This is a genomic window from Streptomyces griseoviridis, from assembly GCF_005222485.1.
GTDB lineage: Bacteria > Actinomycetota > Actinomycetes > Streptomycetales > Streptomycetaceae > Streptomyces > Streptomyces hintoniae.
Map to the genome: position 1 here is coordinate 3,073,552 of NZ_CP029078.1, position 14,301 is coordinate 3,087,852.

Below are 14,301 nucleotides of genomic sequence, written 5' to 3' on the forward strand. Positions count from 1 at the left end.
GACCCGGCTGAGAAAGACCTGGGACCCGGATGAGTCCCAGGTGCCGGGCTCCGGTTCACACCTCGTGGACGCCCGGCCTGCCGTTCTCCACCCGCAGCCGGCTCAGGGTGCTCGCGGTGGCCTGCGGGCGCACCACGGTGTCGACGACGCGCACCTGTGCGTCGACGGCGTCGCGGCGGATGTCGAAGAGGTGGTAGCCGCGGTGGGCGTCGATGACCTTCCAGTGCGGGTTGTCGGCCTTCAGCGGGTCCCACTGGGCGTGGAAGGCGGCTTGGTCCTGGTCGCCGCTGCTGGAGACGGAGGTGCCGACGAACTCGGCGCCGACGACGTCGGAGTCGGGGTCGGCGAAGTCCTCCTTGAGGTCGCTGATCATCGTCAGGTGCCGGTCGCCGCTGAGCACGACGGGGTTGCGGATCTCCCGGAACTCCCGCAGCAGGGCGTTGCGTTCGGCCTGGTAGCCGTCCCAGGCGTCGTAGTACCAGAGCTTGCCCTCGCCGGGCAGCAGGTCGGTCTCGGCCATCATGATCTGGGAGGCGACGAGGTTCCAGCGGGCCGGCGAGTGGTGCAGTCCGTCGAGCAGCCACCGCTTCTGGCGGGCGCCGAGCATGGTCATCGCCGGGTCCTGGGCGCCGTCCTGGCCGGTGGCCTGGTCGGTGCGGAACTGCCGGGTGTCCAGGACGTTGAGGCGGGCGAGGCGGCCGAACTCCAGGCGGCGGTACATCTGGATGTGCGGTCCGTCGGGCACGGCGGTGGCGCGGACCGGCATGTGCTCGTAGTACGCCTGGAAGGCCGCCGTCAGCCGGGCCACGAACGCGTCGTGGGGCTGCTTGGCCGGGTCCTGCGGGACCTCGCCCGCCCAGTCGTTGTCGACCTCGTGGTCGTCGAAGGTGACCACCCAGGGGGCGTTGGCGTGCATGGCGGCGAGGTCGGGGTCGGCGCGGTACTGGGCGTACCGGTTGCGGTACTGCTCCAGGGTGACCGGCTCGCCGGTGCCCTCGTGGCGGCGGGGGCCCGCGGAGGACGGCGTCGACTCGTAGATGTAGTCGCCGACGAAGAGGACGACGTCGGGGTCCTGGGCCAGCATGTCGGCGTACGGGGTGAAGTAGCCGTGCTGCCAGTTCTGGCAGGAGGCGAGGGCGACGCGCAGGGAGCCGCCGGTGGCGTGGCGGTGCGGGGCGGTGCGGGTGCGGCCGACCGGGGAGATGCGGCCGCCGGCCCGGAAGCGGTACCAGTAGACGCGGCCCGGCCTGAGCCCGCGGACGTCGGCGTGGACGCTGTGGCCGTACTCGGGGCGGGCCTGGGCGACGCCCCGGCGGGCGACTCTGCGGAAGTGCTCGTCCTCGGCGATCTCCCATCCGACGGGCACGGTCGCGTCGGGCATGCCGCCGCCGTTCAGCGGGTCGGGGGCGAGCCTGGTCCACAGGACGATGCCGTCGGGGAGCGGGTCACCGGAGGCGATGCCGAGGGCGAAGACGTTCTCCGGGAGCGGGGTGTCGGCCGCGCGGGCGGCGGCCGGCAGCCACAGCTGTGCGGCGGCGGTGGCGCCGAGCACGGCGGCTCCCGCGGTCAGAAAGCGGCGTCGGTCGGGCGAGCTGGTTCCGGTCATCGGCGAACTCCCTTGCCTCGCTGGCCTCTTGGACATGTGAAGGCTCACGCAGCAGGGCGGTCGGCGCTCTGAACCCCACCCTTCGCGTGCATGACAAATAGGAAGACAACAGAAGACCCGTCGCGCCACGGGCACCATCACGACATACGTGATCTTGCCGGAACACACCGGTCGGCCCCGGCGGCGACACCACCGCGACAAGGCACCGCCGGATGCCATCGGGCCGCCGTGCGGGCAGGTGGGCGCTCATGACGACGGCGCGCCACCCGGCCCCGCACGGGCCTGGGTGACGCGCCGTCGTCGTGAGCGGGTGGCGTCAGAACGGCTCGAAGCCGTCGAACTCCTCCTGGGACTCGTCCCGTTCGGCCTGCCGGTCGCGGCGCCTGACGGCGGCGGGACGCGGCGCCTCGAAGCGGTGGTCCTCACCGCGGCGGCCGAGCATCTCGGCGCCCGACATCATCGACGGCTCCCAGTCGAACACCACGGCGTTCTCCTCGGGGCCGATGGCGACGCCGTCGCCCGAGCGGGCACCGGCCTTCATCAACGCCTCCTCCACACCGAGGCGGTTGAGCCGGTCGGCGAGGTAGCCGACCGCCTCGTCGTTGCTGAAGTCGGTCTGGCGCACCCAGCGTTCGGGCTTCTCGCCGCGGACCCGGAACAGGCCCTCCTCCTCCTGCGAGACGGCGAAACCGGCGTCGTCGACCGCCTTGGGGCGGATGACGATCCGGGTCGCCTCCTCCTTCGGCTTGGCCGCGCGCGCCTTGCCGACCATCTCGGCGAGCGCGAACGACAGCTCCCGCAGCCCGAGATGGGCGACGGCCGACACCTCGAAGACCCGGTAGCCGCGCTCCTCGAGCTCGGGCCGGACCATCTCCGCGAGGTCGCGCCCGTCGGTCACGTCGATCTTGTTGAGGACGACGATCCGCGGCCGGTCGCCGAGCCCGCCGTACTGCCGCAGCTCCTCCTCGATGATGTCGAGGTCGGAGACCGGGTCGCGCTCGGACTCCAGCGTCGCCGTGTCCAGCACGTGCACCAGCACGCTGCACCGCTCCACGTGCCGCAGGAACTCAAGGCCGAGGCCCTTGCCCTGGCTGGCGCCCGGGATGAGCCCCGGCACGTCGGCGATCGTGTAGACGGCGCCGCCCGCGGTGACCACCCCGAGGTTGGGCACCAGGGTGGTGAACGGGTAGTCGGCGATCTTCGGCTTGGCCGCGCTGAGCACCGAGATCAGCGAGGACTTGCCCGCACTCGGGTAGCCGACCAGCGCCACGTCGGCGACGGTCTTCAGCTCCAGGACGATGTCCTGGAGGTCCCCGGGCTCACCGAGCAGCGCGAAGCCGGGCGCCTTGCGGCGGGCCGAGGCGAGCGCCGCGTTGCCGAGGCCGCCCCGGCCGCCCTGCGCGGCGACGTACGAGGTGCCGTGGCCGACCAGGTCGGCGAGGACGTTGCCGGCCTTGTCCATGATGACGGTGCCGTCCGGGACCGGCAGGACCAGGTCCTGGCCGTCCTTGCCCGAGCGGTTGCCGCCCTCGCCCGGCTTGCCCGCGGTCGCCTTGCGGTGCGGGGAGTGGTGGTAGTCGAGCAGGGTGGTCACGGACTGGTCGACGGTGAGGATGACATCGCCGCCCCGGCCGCCGTTCCCGCCGTCGGGGCCACCGAGCGGCTTGAACTTCTCTCGGTGGACGGAGGCACAGCCGTGGCCTCCGTTACCCGCGGCGACGTGAAGTTCGACGCGGTCCACGAAGGTGGTCATGGTTCAGTGCCTCCAGAAAATCAGGGGTGTTTCCTATGTCAACACGCGAAAGGCGGACCCGCCTTCCCGCCCGGGAAGTGAGGTCCGCCTCGCGGAAGCGTGAGATCGACTCGCTCGGGTCAGGCGACCGGAACGATGTTCACGACCTTGCGGCCACGGTGGGTGCCGAACTGCACCGAACCGGCCTGCAGCGCGAACAGCGTGTCGTCGCCGCCACGGCCGACGCCGGCGCCCGGGTGGAAGTGCGTGCCACGCTGACGGACCAGGATCTCACCCGCGTTGACGACCTGACCGCCGAAGCGCTTCACACCGAGCCGCTGGGCATTGGAGTCGCGACCGTTCCGGGTGGACGATGCGCCCTTCTTGTGTGCCATGTCTCCTCAGTCCCTTACTTCGCAGCCGTGGGGATCGCCGTGACCTTGATCGCCGTGTACTGCTGGCGGTGGCCCTGACGACGGCGGTAGCCGGTCTTGTTCTTGTAGCGCAGAATGTCGATCTTCTGGCCCTTGTGGTGGTCCACGATCTCAGCCGTGACCTTGATGCCGTCCAGGACCCACGGGTCGCTGGTCACGGCGTCGCCGTCCACAACGAGCAGGGTCGAGAGCTCGACCGTGTCGCCGACCTTGGCGGTGGAAATCTTGTCAACCTCAACGATGTCGCCGACAGCAACCTTGTGCTGGCGACCACCGCTGCGCACGATGGCGTACACGCGGACTCTCTTTCACTCGGAGATACGGCACCCCCGCAGGCCAGCCGAACCGGCACGAAACACGGACGACCTCTCCCGGCCGCCGGAGCACCCGGGAGGAAGAAGGTTTACGGGGATGTGACGTGCCCTTATCCGCGGACACGCCGACGGTCAAGGTTACGGGGACTCGGCCGAAGGGGTCAAACCGGGTCGGTGTCCCGAGCTGTGCGGCCGGTCACGTGCACCCACGTGACCGGCCGCACCCCGCTCGGATCAGGCTTCGTCGCCGGCGCTGGAGACCGAGGTCTTCTTCGCCGCCGTCTTCGCCGTGGTCGTCTTCTTGGCCGCCGCCTTCTTGGTGGTGGCCTTCTTCGCGACCGTCTTCTTCGCCGCCGCCTTCTTGGCCGGGGCGGCCTTCTTGGCGGGCGCCTTCTTGGCCGCCGTCTTGCGCGCGGCCGTCTTCTTCGCAGGCGCGGGCTCGGGAGCCTCAGCCGGTGCCTCGGCGGGCGCCTCGGCGGCCTCCGTCACCGCCTCGGGCGCGGCCGACGGGACGACCACGACGGCCGCCTCCCCGGACGCGGTCGGCGCGGTGGCCTTGCGCACCGCGCGGCGCCGCGGACGGGCGGGCGCGGCCTCGGCCGCGGGCTGCTCGGCCTGCACGGGCTGCGCGGGCTGCTCGGCGGGGGCCTCGGCCACCGGAGCGGCCTCAGCGACCGTCACGACGGCGGCCTCGGCACCCGCGGGCGACCCGGCGGGCGCGGACACCTTGCGGGTGGCGCGACGGCGGGTGCGGCCCTTGGGCGCGGCCTCGTCGGCGGCGGGCGCCTCGACCTGGGCGGGGGCGGGCACGACCGCGTCCTCGACGGCGGCGGGCTCGGCGAGCGCCACCTCGGCCGGGGTCTCGACGACCGGCGCCTCGGCCTTCGGGGCCTCGGCCCTCGGCTCGTCGCGCCGCTCGCGCTCGTCGCGCTGTTCCCGCTGCTCACGCTGCTCGCTGCGGCTCGGCGCGCCGGCCGGCGCGGACGCCCGGCGGCTCGTGCGGCGCCGCGAACGGCCGCGGGCCGCGGCCTCCGCCTCGGCGACGCTGCTGTACAGCTCCTCGTCGGGCGTGAACTCGGGGCCGGGCAGCGCCACCGGCTCGGCGGCCTCGGCGGCCACCTCGGCGACGCTCTCGGACTCGGTGTCCTCGTCGAGGCCGTCGGCCGACTCGACGGAGTGCGCGGCCTCATGGGTGTGACCGTCGCCGCCCCGGCCGCGCTTCTTGCGCTTGCCGCCGCCGCCGGCGGAACCGGGCTGCTCCATGTGGACGATGACGCCCCGGCCGTTGCAGTGCACGCACGTCTCGGAGAAGGACTCAAGGAGCCCCTGCCCGACCCGCTTGCGGGTCATCTGCACGAGCCCGAGCGAGGTCACCTCCGCCACCTGGTGCTTGGTGCGGTCGCGCCCGAGGCATTCGAGCAGCCGGCGCAGCACCAGGTCCCGGTTGGACTCCAGGACCATGTCGATGAAGTCGATGACGATGATGCCGCCGAGGTCGCGCAGCCGCAGCTGGCGCACGATCTCCTCGGCCGCCTCCAGGTTGTTCCTGGTGACCGTCTCCTCCAGGTTGCCGCCCTGGCCGGTGAACTTGCCGGTGTTGACGTCGACGACGATCATCGCCTCGGTCCTGTCGATCACCAGCGAACCGCCGCTGGGCAGCCAGACCTTGCGGTCGAGCGCCTTGGCGAGCTGCTCGTCGATCCGGTACGTGGCGAAGACGTCGACCTCGGAGGTCCACTTCGACAGCCGGTCGGCGAGGTCGGGGGCGACGTGCGCGACATAGCCGTGGATGGTCGACCAGGCCTCGTCACCGCTGACGACGACCTTGGTGAAGTCCTCGTTGAAGATGTCGCGGACGACCCGGACCGTCATGTCGGGCTCGCCGTACAGCAGCGTCGGGGCGTTGCCGCCCTTCGCCTTCTTCTGGATCTCCTCCCACTGCGCCTGGAGCCGTTCGACGTCCCTGCGCAGCTCGTCCTCGCTCGCGCCCTCGGCGGCGGTGCGCACGATGACGCCCGCGTCCTCGGGGACGATCTTCTTGAGGATGGTCTTCAGCCGGGCCCGCTCGGTGTCGGGCAGCTTGCGGCTGATGCCGGTCATCGAGCCCTCGGGCACGTACACGAGATACCGGCCGGGCAGCGAGACCTGGCTGGTCAGACGCGCGCCCTTGTGCCCGATCGGGTCCTTGGTGACCTGCACGAGCACGGACTGCCCGGACTTCAGCGCGGACTCGATGCGGCGCGGCCCGTTGGCCATGCCGAGCGCCTCGAAGTTGACCTCACCGGCGTACAGGACGGCGTTGCGCCCCTTGCCGATGTCGATGAAGGCGGCCTCCATCGACGGCAGCACGTTCTGGACCTTGCCCAGGTAGACGTTGCCGACGTACGAGGTCGACTGCTCCTTGTTGACGTAGTGCTCGACGAGCACGCCGTCCTCCAGGACGCCGATCTGGGTGCGGTCGCCGTGCTGGCGGACCACCATCACGCGCTCGACGGCCTCACGGCGGGCCAGGAACTCGGCCTCGGTGATGATCGGGACGCGCCTGCGGCCCTGCTCTCGGCCTTCCCTGCGGCGCTGCTTCTTGGCCTCCAGACGGGTCGAGCCCTTGATGGACTGGACCTCGTCGGACGGCTCGGACTGCTTGCGCGGCTCGCGCACCTTGACGACGGTGCGCTCCGGGTCGTTGTCACCGGGCTCGCCGTCGGTGCCGTTGTCCCCGGCCCGGCGACGGCGCCTGCGGCGACGGCGGCTGCTGGAGTTGGAGCCGCCCGAGTCGCCGGAACGGACGTCGGCGTCGTCGGAGTCGGCGTCGTCATCGGCGTCGTCGGCCTGCTCGGCGTCGCCCGCCTCGGCGGAGTCGTCGCGCGGGGCGTGCTCGTCCGTGTCGTCGTGCTCGTCCGACTCGTCGTCGCCGCCGGCGTCGGCGGAGTCGCCGCGACGGCGACGGCGGCCGCCCCTGCGGCGGCGCCTGCGCGAACCGGTGTCCTCGGAGTCGTCGTCGCCGTCGTGGCCGTCCTCGGCGTCGGCGTCGGCCTCCTCCGGCTCGTCCTCGACGACGGGCTCGGGGGCCTGCGTCTCGGCCTCGTCGGAGGCGGCGCCCCGACGGCGCCTGCGGCGCCTGGAACCGGCGGACTGCTCCTCGTCGGCGGCGGGCGCCTTGGCGGCCCTGGTGGCCTCGCGGGGCGCCTCAGCGGTGTCGTCGCGGTGGTCGGCGGCCTCGGTGTCGTCGGGACCCTCGGGTTCGGCGACCCCGGCGGCGGCCTCGGCGGCGGCGCGCTCGGGCGTCTGGAACCGGGGCTCGGTGAAGACGGGCGCCTGGAACACGGCGACCGCGGGCCGGGCGGGGCGCCGCGGGGAGTCGGTCTCGGGGGCGGGCGCGGAGAAGCCGGTGGCGGCCTTGCGCACGGAGCGGCGACGGGCCCGGCGCGGGGCGTCCTCGGCGTCGGCGGGCGCGGGCACCTCGGCGACCGGGGTCTCGGCGACGGCGACGGCCGCGGGGGCCTCCTCGGCGACGGCGGGCGTCTCGGCGGGCGCGGTCACCCGGCGGGTGGCACGACGACGACCACGGCGCGGCGCGGAGTCGTCGTCCTCGACGGCGGGCTCGGCCGCGGCGGCGGGAGCCTCGGTGACGGCGTCCGGCTCGGCCTGCTGCTCGGGCAGCTCGGTCTTCTCGGCGCCCTTCGGCGCCCCGGCCGGCGCGGAGGCGCGGCGGGTGGCGCGACGACGGCCGCGCACGGCGGGCTCGGCCTCCTCGGCGGGTGCTTCCGCGACGGCGGGCGCCTCGGCCGGGGTCTCCTCGGCGACGGGCACCACGATCTCGGCGGCCTCGGCGGCGTCCGGCGCCCCGGTGGGCGCGGTGGCCCGGCGGGTGGCACGGCGACGCGGACGACGCGGGGCGTCGTCCTCGGACACGGCGGGCGTCTCGGGGACGGCCTCGGTCTCGGCGACGGCGCTCTCCTCAGGTGCTGCGGCATCGGCCGCGGGTACGACGGTCTCGGCGACCGCCGGGGAATCGGCCGCTGCCGGTGATCCGGCGGGCGCGGCGGCGCGGCGGGTGGCACGGCGACGCGGTCGGGCGGCGGGCGCGGCCTCGGCCACGACGGCTTCCTCGGCCTCGGGAGCCTCGACGTTCTCGTCGGGCTTCTGCTCCGCCTCGGCGGGCGCGACGATCTCCTCGGGAGTCGCCGCGGGTCCGGCGGGCGGTCCCGCCGGGCGTGAGGCGGCACGGCGCCGACGACGCGGCGGCAGGGTGTCGCTGGGGCTGTTCAGTTCGGAACCCTCTTCGGGTTCGGTCGGTTCGAGCATGCGGGCTTTTCTCCCGTCAGGCTCCCGGGCGCCGCGCCTGATCCGGCACCGGTGACTCGATCACCGTTGACGTCCGCGGCTCGCGTGGTGCGCGGTGCCGCCGTCCGGGGCGTGGGCGCCGCACGGGAACTCTCTGTGTCCTGTCTCACCGGTTCCGTACGCGGTGTACGCACGGCCTGGCGAAAGTCTTGTGGTGGGTGCGCTGCCCGACCCAGGTGGCTCCCGAGTACGAGGGCGGCGCTACGACGTCAGTCCTTCGCGGGACCTTCCTTACGCCGGCACCGGCGCGGCGGCTGAACCGGCCGAGGCCGTCGCCGCCTCGCGATCGGGCGCGAGCGGGTCGGTCACCGTGCCGGTCTCTTCATCGAGCAGCCCCTGCGCCAGCCTGGTCACCGCTGCGGGGACCGGCGGCGCCAGGTCGGCCACGGCGCGGAGACCGGACAGGACGTCGTCGGGTCGAACGGCAGGCGTCACGTGCCGAACAACCAGCCGCAGTATCGCACAGGGCTGGTCGGTCGGCCTATCAGCAGCCGTCGTGTGCGTTTCCAGAGCGACGACCGCGGCACGCGCGTCGAAGGTGCGGACGCCGTTCTTGGCCGTGCGCTGGACCTCGACGGTCCCGGCTGCCATGAACGCGGCGACCGCCCGCTCGGCGTCGTCCGGCGCCACGCCGGTCAGCCGCAGCTCCCAGACGGAAGCCGTCAGCCGGTCGGCGAGACCCGAGGTGCGGGCCTCGACCGCGTCGACGATGTCGAGCCCGGTGGGCAGCGACTCGTCGAGCAGCTCACGCAGCCGCTCCGGGTCCCGGGACGCGGTGAGCGCGATCTCCAGGTACTCCGCCTCACTGCCCGTGCCGGTGGGTGCGGCATTGGCGTACGACACCTTCGGGTGCGGCGTGAACCCCGCCGAGTACGCCATCGGCACCTCGGCGCGGCGCAGCGCGCGCTCGAAGGCACGCTGGAAGTCACGGTGGCTGGTGAACCGGAGGCGGCCACGCTTGGTGTAGCGCAGACGGACGCGCTGCACCGCGGGTGCGGGCGGTGGGCCTTCGGGCTGTCGCTTGCCCAGTGTCGCTCAGTCCTTCGTGAGTGCGGTCGTACTGCTACCAAGAGTACGTGTATCGCACGCGAGAGGTTCCCGCAGCGGTGCGGGGATCTTCGCGGCGGCCACTCCGAGGCAGAGGACGGCAGCGGACCGCGGCGCCACAGCGCGAGAAGGAGGGCCCGGACGAGCCCGCACCGGCATCCGGTGGGCCAGGAGCGAGGACCGCGTCGGGGCCGTGCAAACGGAAGCGGGCGACGAGAAGACTCGCGCCCGCTGCCCGGAACCTAGGCCGCCCTGGACCGTGCCGCGCGCCCGTCCTGGACGGGCTCCTGGACGTCGTCGAACAGGAAGCTGTCGTCCTCCCCGAAGTCCGGGGCCTGGAAGGGGTTGGTCGTCGGAGGGGGCAGCGCGGCGGTAGAGCTGCGGGTCTGCCCTTCCGGGGCGGAGAACAGCGAGGTCAGGTCGATGAGAGGTCTCCCTTGGAAGGCAGGCCCCTGGCGGGGCCTTGAAGTGCCGTGATCAGGCACAGAGGTCTATAGCTTGGTCATCTTGGCGTACGGGCTCAGGATCCGCATTTGCACGGATCCGAAATCCACGAGTGCCGCGATGCCTTCCTCCATGCCGACCACACGGCCGAGGCCGTACATGTCGTGCGTGACCTGGTCGCCCACAGCGAAGTGCTTGGGAGCGGGTGCGACCGGGGCCTTGAAGGGGCTGGTGGGCAAATGACGCTTCGGTGCTGCAGGCTTAGTCATTGCCCCCAGTATGCGCCTCCGCGCGTCCCCTTCGCTGCGGCTGTGCACGTCCGCTGCCCGCCAGGATCCGCGCGGCCACCGGCGCCCCGGGCGCCCCGCACGCCCCGGCACGCCACTGACCTGCGGCTTCAGCGAGGCACCTCAGTGGACGTGTCCGTTGGACGCCGGCGCGGGTGCCGCGTTCTTCACCGTCAGCGGCAGCAGCTTCTTACCCGTGGGGCCGATCTGGATGGACGTGTCCATCTGCGGGCACACCCCGCAGTCGAAGCACGGGGTCCAGCGGCAGTCGTCGACCTCGGTCTCGTCGAGGGCGTCCTGCCAGTCCTCCCAGAGCCAGTCCTTGTCGAGGCCGGAGTCGAGGTGGTCCCAGGGCAGGACCTCCTCGTAGCCGCGCTCACGGGTGGTGTACCAGTCGACGTCGAGGCCGACCGCGGGAAGCTCCTTCTCGGCGCAGCGCATCCAGCGCTCGTAGGAGAAGTGCTCGCGCCAGCCGTCGAAGCGGCCGCCGTCCTCGTAGACCGCGCGGATGACCGCGCCGAGCCTGCGGTCGCCCCGGGAGAGCAGGCCCTCGACGATGCCGGGCTTGCCGTCGTGGTACCGGAAGCCGATGGAGCGGCCGTACTTCTTGTCGCCCCTGATCTTGTCGCGGAGCTTGGCGAGCCGGGCGTCGGTCTCCTCGGAGGAGAGCTGCGGGGCCCACTGGAAGGGCGTGTGCGGCTTGGGGACGAAGCCGCCGATGGAGACCGTGCAGCGGATGTCGTTGGCGCCGGAGACCTCGCGGCCCTTCTGGATGACCTTCATCGCCATGTCGGCGATCTGGAGGACGTCCTCGTCGGTCTCGGTGGGCAGGCCGCACATGAAGTACAGCTTCACCTGGCGCCAGCCGTTGCCGTAGGCCGTCGCGACCGTACGGATCAGATCCTCCTCCGACACCATCTTGTTGATGACCTTGCGCATCCGCTCGCTGCCGCCCTCGGGCGCGAACGTCAGACCGGAGCGACGGCCGTTGCGGGTCAGCTCGTTGGCGAGGTCGACGTTGAAGGCGTCCACCCGGGTGGAGGGGAGGGACAGGCCGATCTTGTCCTCCTCGTAGCGGTCGGCGAGGCCCTTCGCGACGTCGGCGATCTCGGTGTGGTCGGCCGAGGAGAGCGAGAGCAGGCCGACCTCCTCGAAGCCGGTCGCCTTGAGGCCCTTCTCGACCATCTCGCCGATGCCCGTGATGGACCGCTCCCGCACCGGGCGGGTGATCATCCCGGCCTGGCAGAAACGGCAGCCGCGGGTGCAGCCGCGGAAGATCTCCACGGACATCCGCTCGTGCACCGTCTCGGCGAGCGGGACCAGCGGCTGCTTCGGGTAGGGCCACTCGTCCAGGTCCATCACCGTGTGCTTCGACACCCGCCACGGGACACCGGAGCGGTTCGGCACGACACGGGCGATCCGCCCGTCGGGGAGGTACTCCACGTCGTAGAACGCGGGGATGTACACACCGCCGGTCCTGGCCAGCCGGAAGAGGACCTCCTCGCGCCCGCCGGGGCGCCCCTCGGCCTTCCAGGCGCGGATGATGCGGGTCATGTCGAGGACGGCCTGCTCGCCGTCGCCGATGACGGCCGCGTCGATGAAGTCGGCGACCGGCTCCGGGTTGAAGGCCGCGTGGCCGCCCGCGAGCACGATCGGGTCGTCCAGGCCGCGGTCCTTCGACTCCAGCGGGATGCCCGCGAGTTCGAGGGCGGTGAGCATGTTGGTGTAGCCCAGCTCGGTGGAGAAGGAGAGGCCGAACACGTCGAAGGCCTTCACCGGCCGGTGGCCGTCCACCGTGAACTGCGGGACGCCGTGCTCCCGCATCAGCCCCTCCAGGTCGGGCCAGACGCTGTAGGTGCGCTCGGCGAGGACGCCCTCCTGCTCGTTCAGCACCTCGTAGAGGATCATGACGCCCTGGTTGGGCAGCCCCACCTCGTACGCGTCCGGGTACATGAGCGCCCAGCGGACGTCACACGACTCCCATGGCTTGACCGTGGAGTTGAGCTCTCCGCCGACGTACTGGATCGGCTTCTGCACATGCGGGAGAAGGGCTTCGAGCTGCGGGAAAACAGACTCGACGGCCTCAGCGACTTCGGCAGACATCTCGCGAACCTTCGGGCTGGACTGTTACGGACGGGGGGCTCGCCCGGCGCGATGAGCCGCCGCGACACAGGGGCACGACCACAGCCTGCCGGACAAGGTCAGGCCGCCCAGCGTAGCGCGGCAGAGCAAACCCCTCCCCCACCACGGAGAGCCGCAGACACACGAAGAGTGGTGAAGGAGAGCCGCAAACACACGGAGGGCGATGACGGAGAGCCGCAGACGCACGGAGGGCGATGACGGAGAGCCGCAGACACACGGAGGGTGGTCTCCGGAGAGCCGGAGACGAACCGGGAGTGGGTCGCGGGGGTGCGGCGCAATCCGCCGCGTACCCGGTCACCACCCCAGTCCCACCAAGGAAACAGTCCCAAGGGCCCATCAAGCGGCGGATTCGCCGCACCCCCGCGACCCCGACCCCACGATCCAGCCCCTCCCCCCAGCCCCCTCACCCCAGCCCCCGCACCCCGTCCCAGACCCCCGGCAACGCCTCCTCGGAACGCTCCGCGAGCCGCTCCTCGCGCCCATACAGCACCCCGTAGGTGAACGTGCTCTCCCCCGCCGCGTGCGCCTGCTGGGCCAGGTCACGCAGGGCCTGCCGGGTCATGACGCTGTCCTGGTGGTCCCCGAGCAGACTCTGCACCGCCTTCGCCGACTTGGCCAGCGACTTGGCCGCCGCACCCAGCGCCGGGGTGGCGGCCTCCGCCGCGTACCGGGTCCGCTTGGCCTTCTTGCGGGCCTCGTGCAGCGCCACGTCACGGTCGGACCCGGGCGGCAGCTCCAGCGCCTCCGCGATCAGCGAGGACAGCTTCCGGTAGTCCTTGCGCACGGCCTTGGCGAGCACCTTCGCCGGCTTCCCCGCCGCCGCCTTCCGCAGCGGCGGCTCGGCGACCAGACCGTCGAGGGCGACCAGCAGATCCAGATACCGCCGCCCGTCGAGGACGGCGGTCAGCCGGCGCCGCGAGCCGCCGCGCCTGGCGTGCGACCAGGTGCGCAGCCGGGCCCGCACGGGACCGGCGAGCAGGGCGCGGGGCAGCCCGTCGAGGCCGGCGGCGAGCCGCTCGGTGAGCACCTCCCGGTCGCGGTCCACGCCCAGCTCGCCCGCCAGCCACTTCAGCTCCGCGGCGACCGGGTCGGTGACGGCGCGGTCGAGGACCGCGGGGTACGAGCGGAAGGTGCTGCGCAGCCGCCGGGTGGCGACCCGCATGCGGTGCACGGAGTCGGGGGTGTCCTGGCGCACGGCGGGGTCGAGGGCGAGGATCGCCTCGCGCTGCGCGCGGACGTAGGCGAGGACGTGGTCGCCCGCCGTGACCGGGTCGGGCGGCGCGGCGGGGGCGCGCTCGGGCCCCGGGGCGGTCTCGGCGAGCGCCCTGCCGACCTTGGAGGTGGCGGCGGAGGGCCGTACGCCCGCCGCGCGCAGCCGTTTCTCGACCCGGTCGAGGAAGGCGGGGTCGCCGCCGTCGGCGAGTTCGACCTCGATCTCGGTCCACTGGGCCTCGCCGCGGCCGCCGGTGAGGCGTTCGGCGCGTACGGCATCCACGCCGACCTCGGCGAGGACCCGCCCGTCGGCGTCGACGAGGTGGCGGATGTCGCGTTCGGAGCGGAGCCGGACGGTGGGCCGCAGGGTGGCGTCGCGGACCCGGGAGCGGACGAGAGCGGCCAGTTCGCGCGGGAGGGTGCCGGAGAGCGGGGCGTGGATCTCGTCGCGGACTCCGGGGGCGACCGGGAACTTCAGGTGCCAGCCGGCGTCGCCGCCGCCGGTGCGGCGGCGGAGGGTGAGGCCGGCCGCGGCGAGGCGTTCGTCGGCGGTGTCGTAGTAGGTGGCGTCGAGATGGACGACGCCGTGGTCGACGACGGCGACGACACCGGCGACGCCGGTCAGGTCGGGCAGTCCGCTGTCGTCGGACTCGTACTTCCGCTCGATCTCACGTTTTTTGTCCGCCATGCCCCGAATCTAGTTGCTGAACGGACGCTGTAACAGAGAACCGAAGCCACC

Annotated in this window: 9 protein-coding genes; all 9 read right to left on the reverse strand. The window is 72.6% G+C overall.

Annotation, left to right across the window (positions count from 1 at the left end; all coding sequences use genetic code 11):
* Positions 1-55: 55 nt before the first annotated feature.
* The 9 genes from DDJ31_RS12730 to DDJ31_RS12770 all read right to left on the reverse strand — a co-directional run bounded on the left by DDJ31_RS12730 (position 56) and on the right by DDJ31_RS12770 (position 14,250).
* Entirely contained in the window at positions 56-1,606 is a 1,551-nt protein-coding gene (locus DDJ31_RS12730; RefSeq protein WP_127180153.1) for an alkaline phosphatase D family protein, read from the reverse strand.
* Positions 1,607-1,922: 316 nt separating this feature from the next.
* Positions 1,923-3,359, reverse strand: a complete 1,437-nt coding sequence (obgE, locus tag DDJ31_RS12735) for a GTPase ObgE (protein ID WP_127180152.1) — start codon at positions 3,357-3,359, stop codon at positions 1,923-1,925.
* Between the two features lie 119 nt (positions 3,360-3,478).
* Positions 3,479-3,733 (reverse strand): 50S ribosomal protein L27, encoded by a 255-nt coding sequence (gene rpmA / locus DDJ31_RS12740; RefSeq protein WP_010041940.1) that lies wholly within the window; start codon positions 3,731-3,733, stop codon positions 3,479-3,481.
* Between the two features lie 14 nt (positions 3,734-3,747).
* On the reverse strand, positions 3,748-4,068 hold the full coding sequence (gene rplU / locus DDJ31_RS12745; RefSeq protein WP_093828637.1) for a 50S ribosomal protein L21: 321 nt from the start codon (positions 4,066-4,068) through the stop codon (positions 3,748-3,750).
* A 252-nt stretch (positions 4,069-4,320) separates the two neighbouring features.
* Positions 4,321-8,391, reverse strand: coding sequence for an Rne/Rng family ribonuclease (locus tag DDJ31_RS12750; protein ID WP_127180151.1), 4,071 nt, complete (start codon positions 8,389-8,391; stop codon positions 4,321-4,323).
* A 270-nt stretch (positions 8,392-8,661) separates the two neighbouring features.
* Positions 8,662-9,417 carry a TIGR03936 family radical SAM-associated protein gene (locus DDJ31_RS12755; RefSeq protein WP_127180150.1) on the reverse strand — a complete coding sequence of 252 codons (756 nt, stop codon included), beginning with the start codon at positions 9,415-9,417 and terminating at the stop codon, positions 8,662-8,664.
* 551 nt (positions 9,418-9,968) lie between these two features.
* A complete protein-coding gene (locus tag DDJ31_RS12760; protein ID WP_127180148.1) occupies positions 9,969-10,190 on the reverse strand; it encodes a hypothetical protein in 222 nt (73 codons plus the stop codon).
* Positions 10,191-10,331: 141 nt separating this feature from the next.
* Positions 10,332-12,311 (reverse strand): TIGR03960 family B12-binding radical SAM protein, encoded by a 1,980-nt coding sequence (locus DDJ31_RS12765; protein ID WP_127180147.1) that lies wholly within the window; start codon positions 12,309-12,311, stop codon positions 10,332-10,334.
* Positions 12,312-12,753: 442 nt separating this feature from the next.
* The gene (locus DDJ31_RS12770; RefSeq protein ID WP_127180145.1) at positions 12,754-14,250 is read right to left on the reverse strand and encodes a CYTH and CHAD domain-containing protein; all 1,497 of its coding nucleotides are present in this window, start codon (positions 14,248-14,250) and stop codon (positions 12,754-12,756) included.
* Between the last annotated feature and the right edge of the window lie 51 nt (positions 14,251-14,301).

Bases quoted from the DNA above. Each gene is read 5' to 3' on its own strand.
- DDJ31_RS12765 (WP_127180147.1), bottom strand. From the start codon at position 12,311: ATGTCTGCCGAAGTCGCTGAGGCCGTCGAGTCTGTTTTCCCGCAGCTC.
- DDJ31_RS12730 (WP_127180153.1), bottom strand. From the start codon at position 1,606: ATGACCGGAACCAGCTCGCCCGACCGACGCCGCTTTCTGACCGCGGGA.
- DDJ31_RS12770 (WP_127180145.1), bottom strand. From the start codon at position 14,250: ATGGCGGACAAAAAACGTGAGATCGAGCGGAAGTACGAGTCCGACGAC.
- obgE (WP_127180152.1), bottom strand. From the start codon at position 3,359: ATGACCACCTTCGTGGACCGCGTCGAACTTCACGTCGCCGCGGGTAAC.
- DDJ31_RS12750 (WP_127180151.1), bottom strand. From the start codon at position 8,391: ATGCTCGAACCGACCGAACCCGAAGAGGGTTCCGAACTGAACAGCCCC.
- rpmA (WP_010041940.1), bottom strand. From the start codon at position 3,733: ATGGCACACAAGAAGGGCGCATCGTCCACCCGGAACGGTCGCGACTCC.
- DDJ31_RS12760 (WP_127180148.1), bottom strand. From the start codon at position 10,190: ATGACTAAGCCTGCAGCACCGAAGCGTCATTTGCCCACCAGCCCCTTC.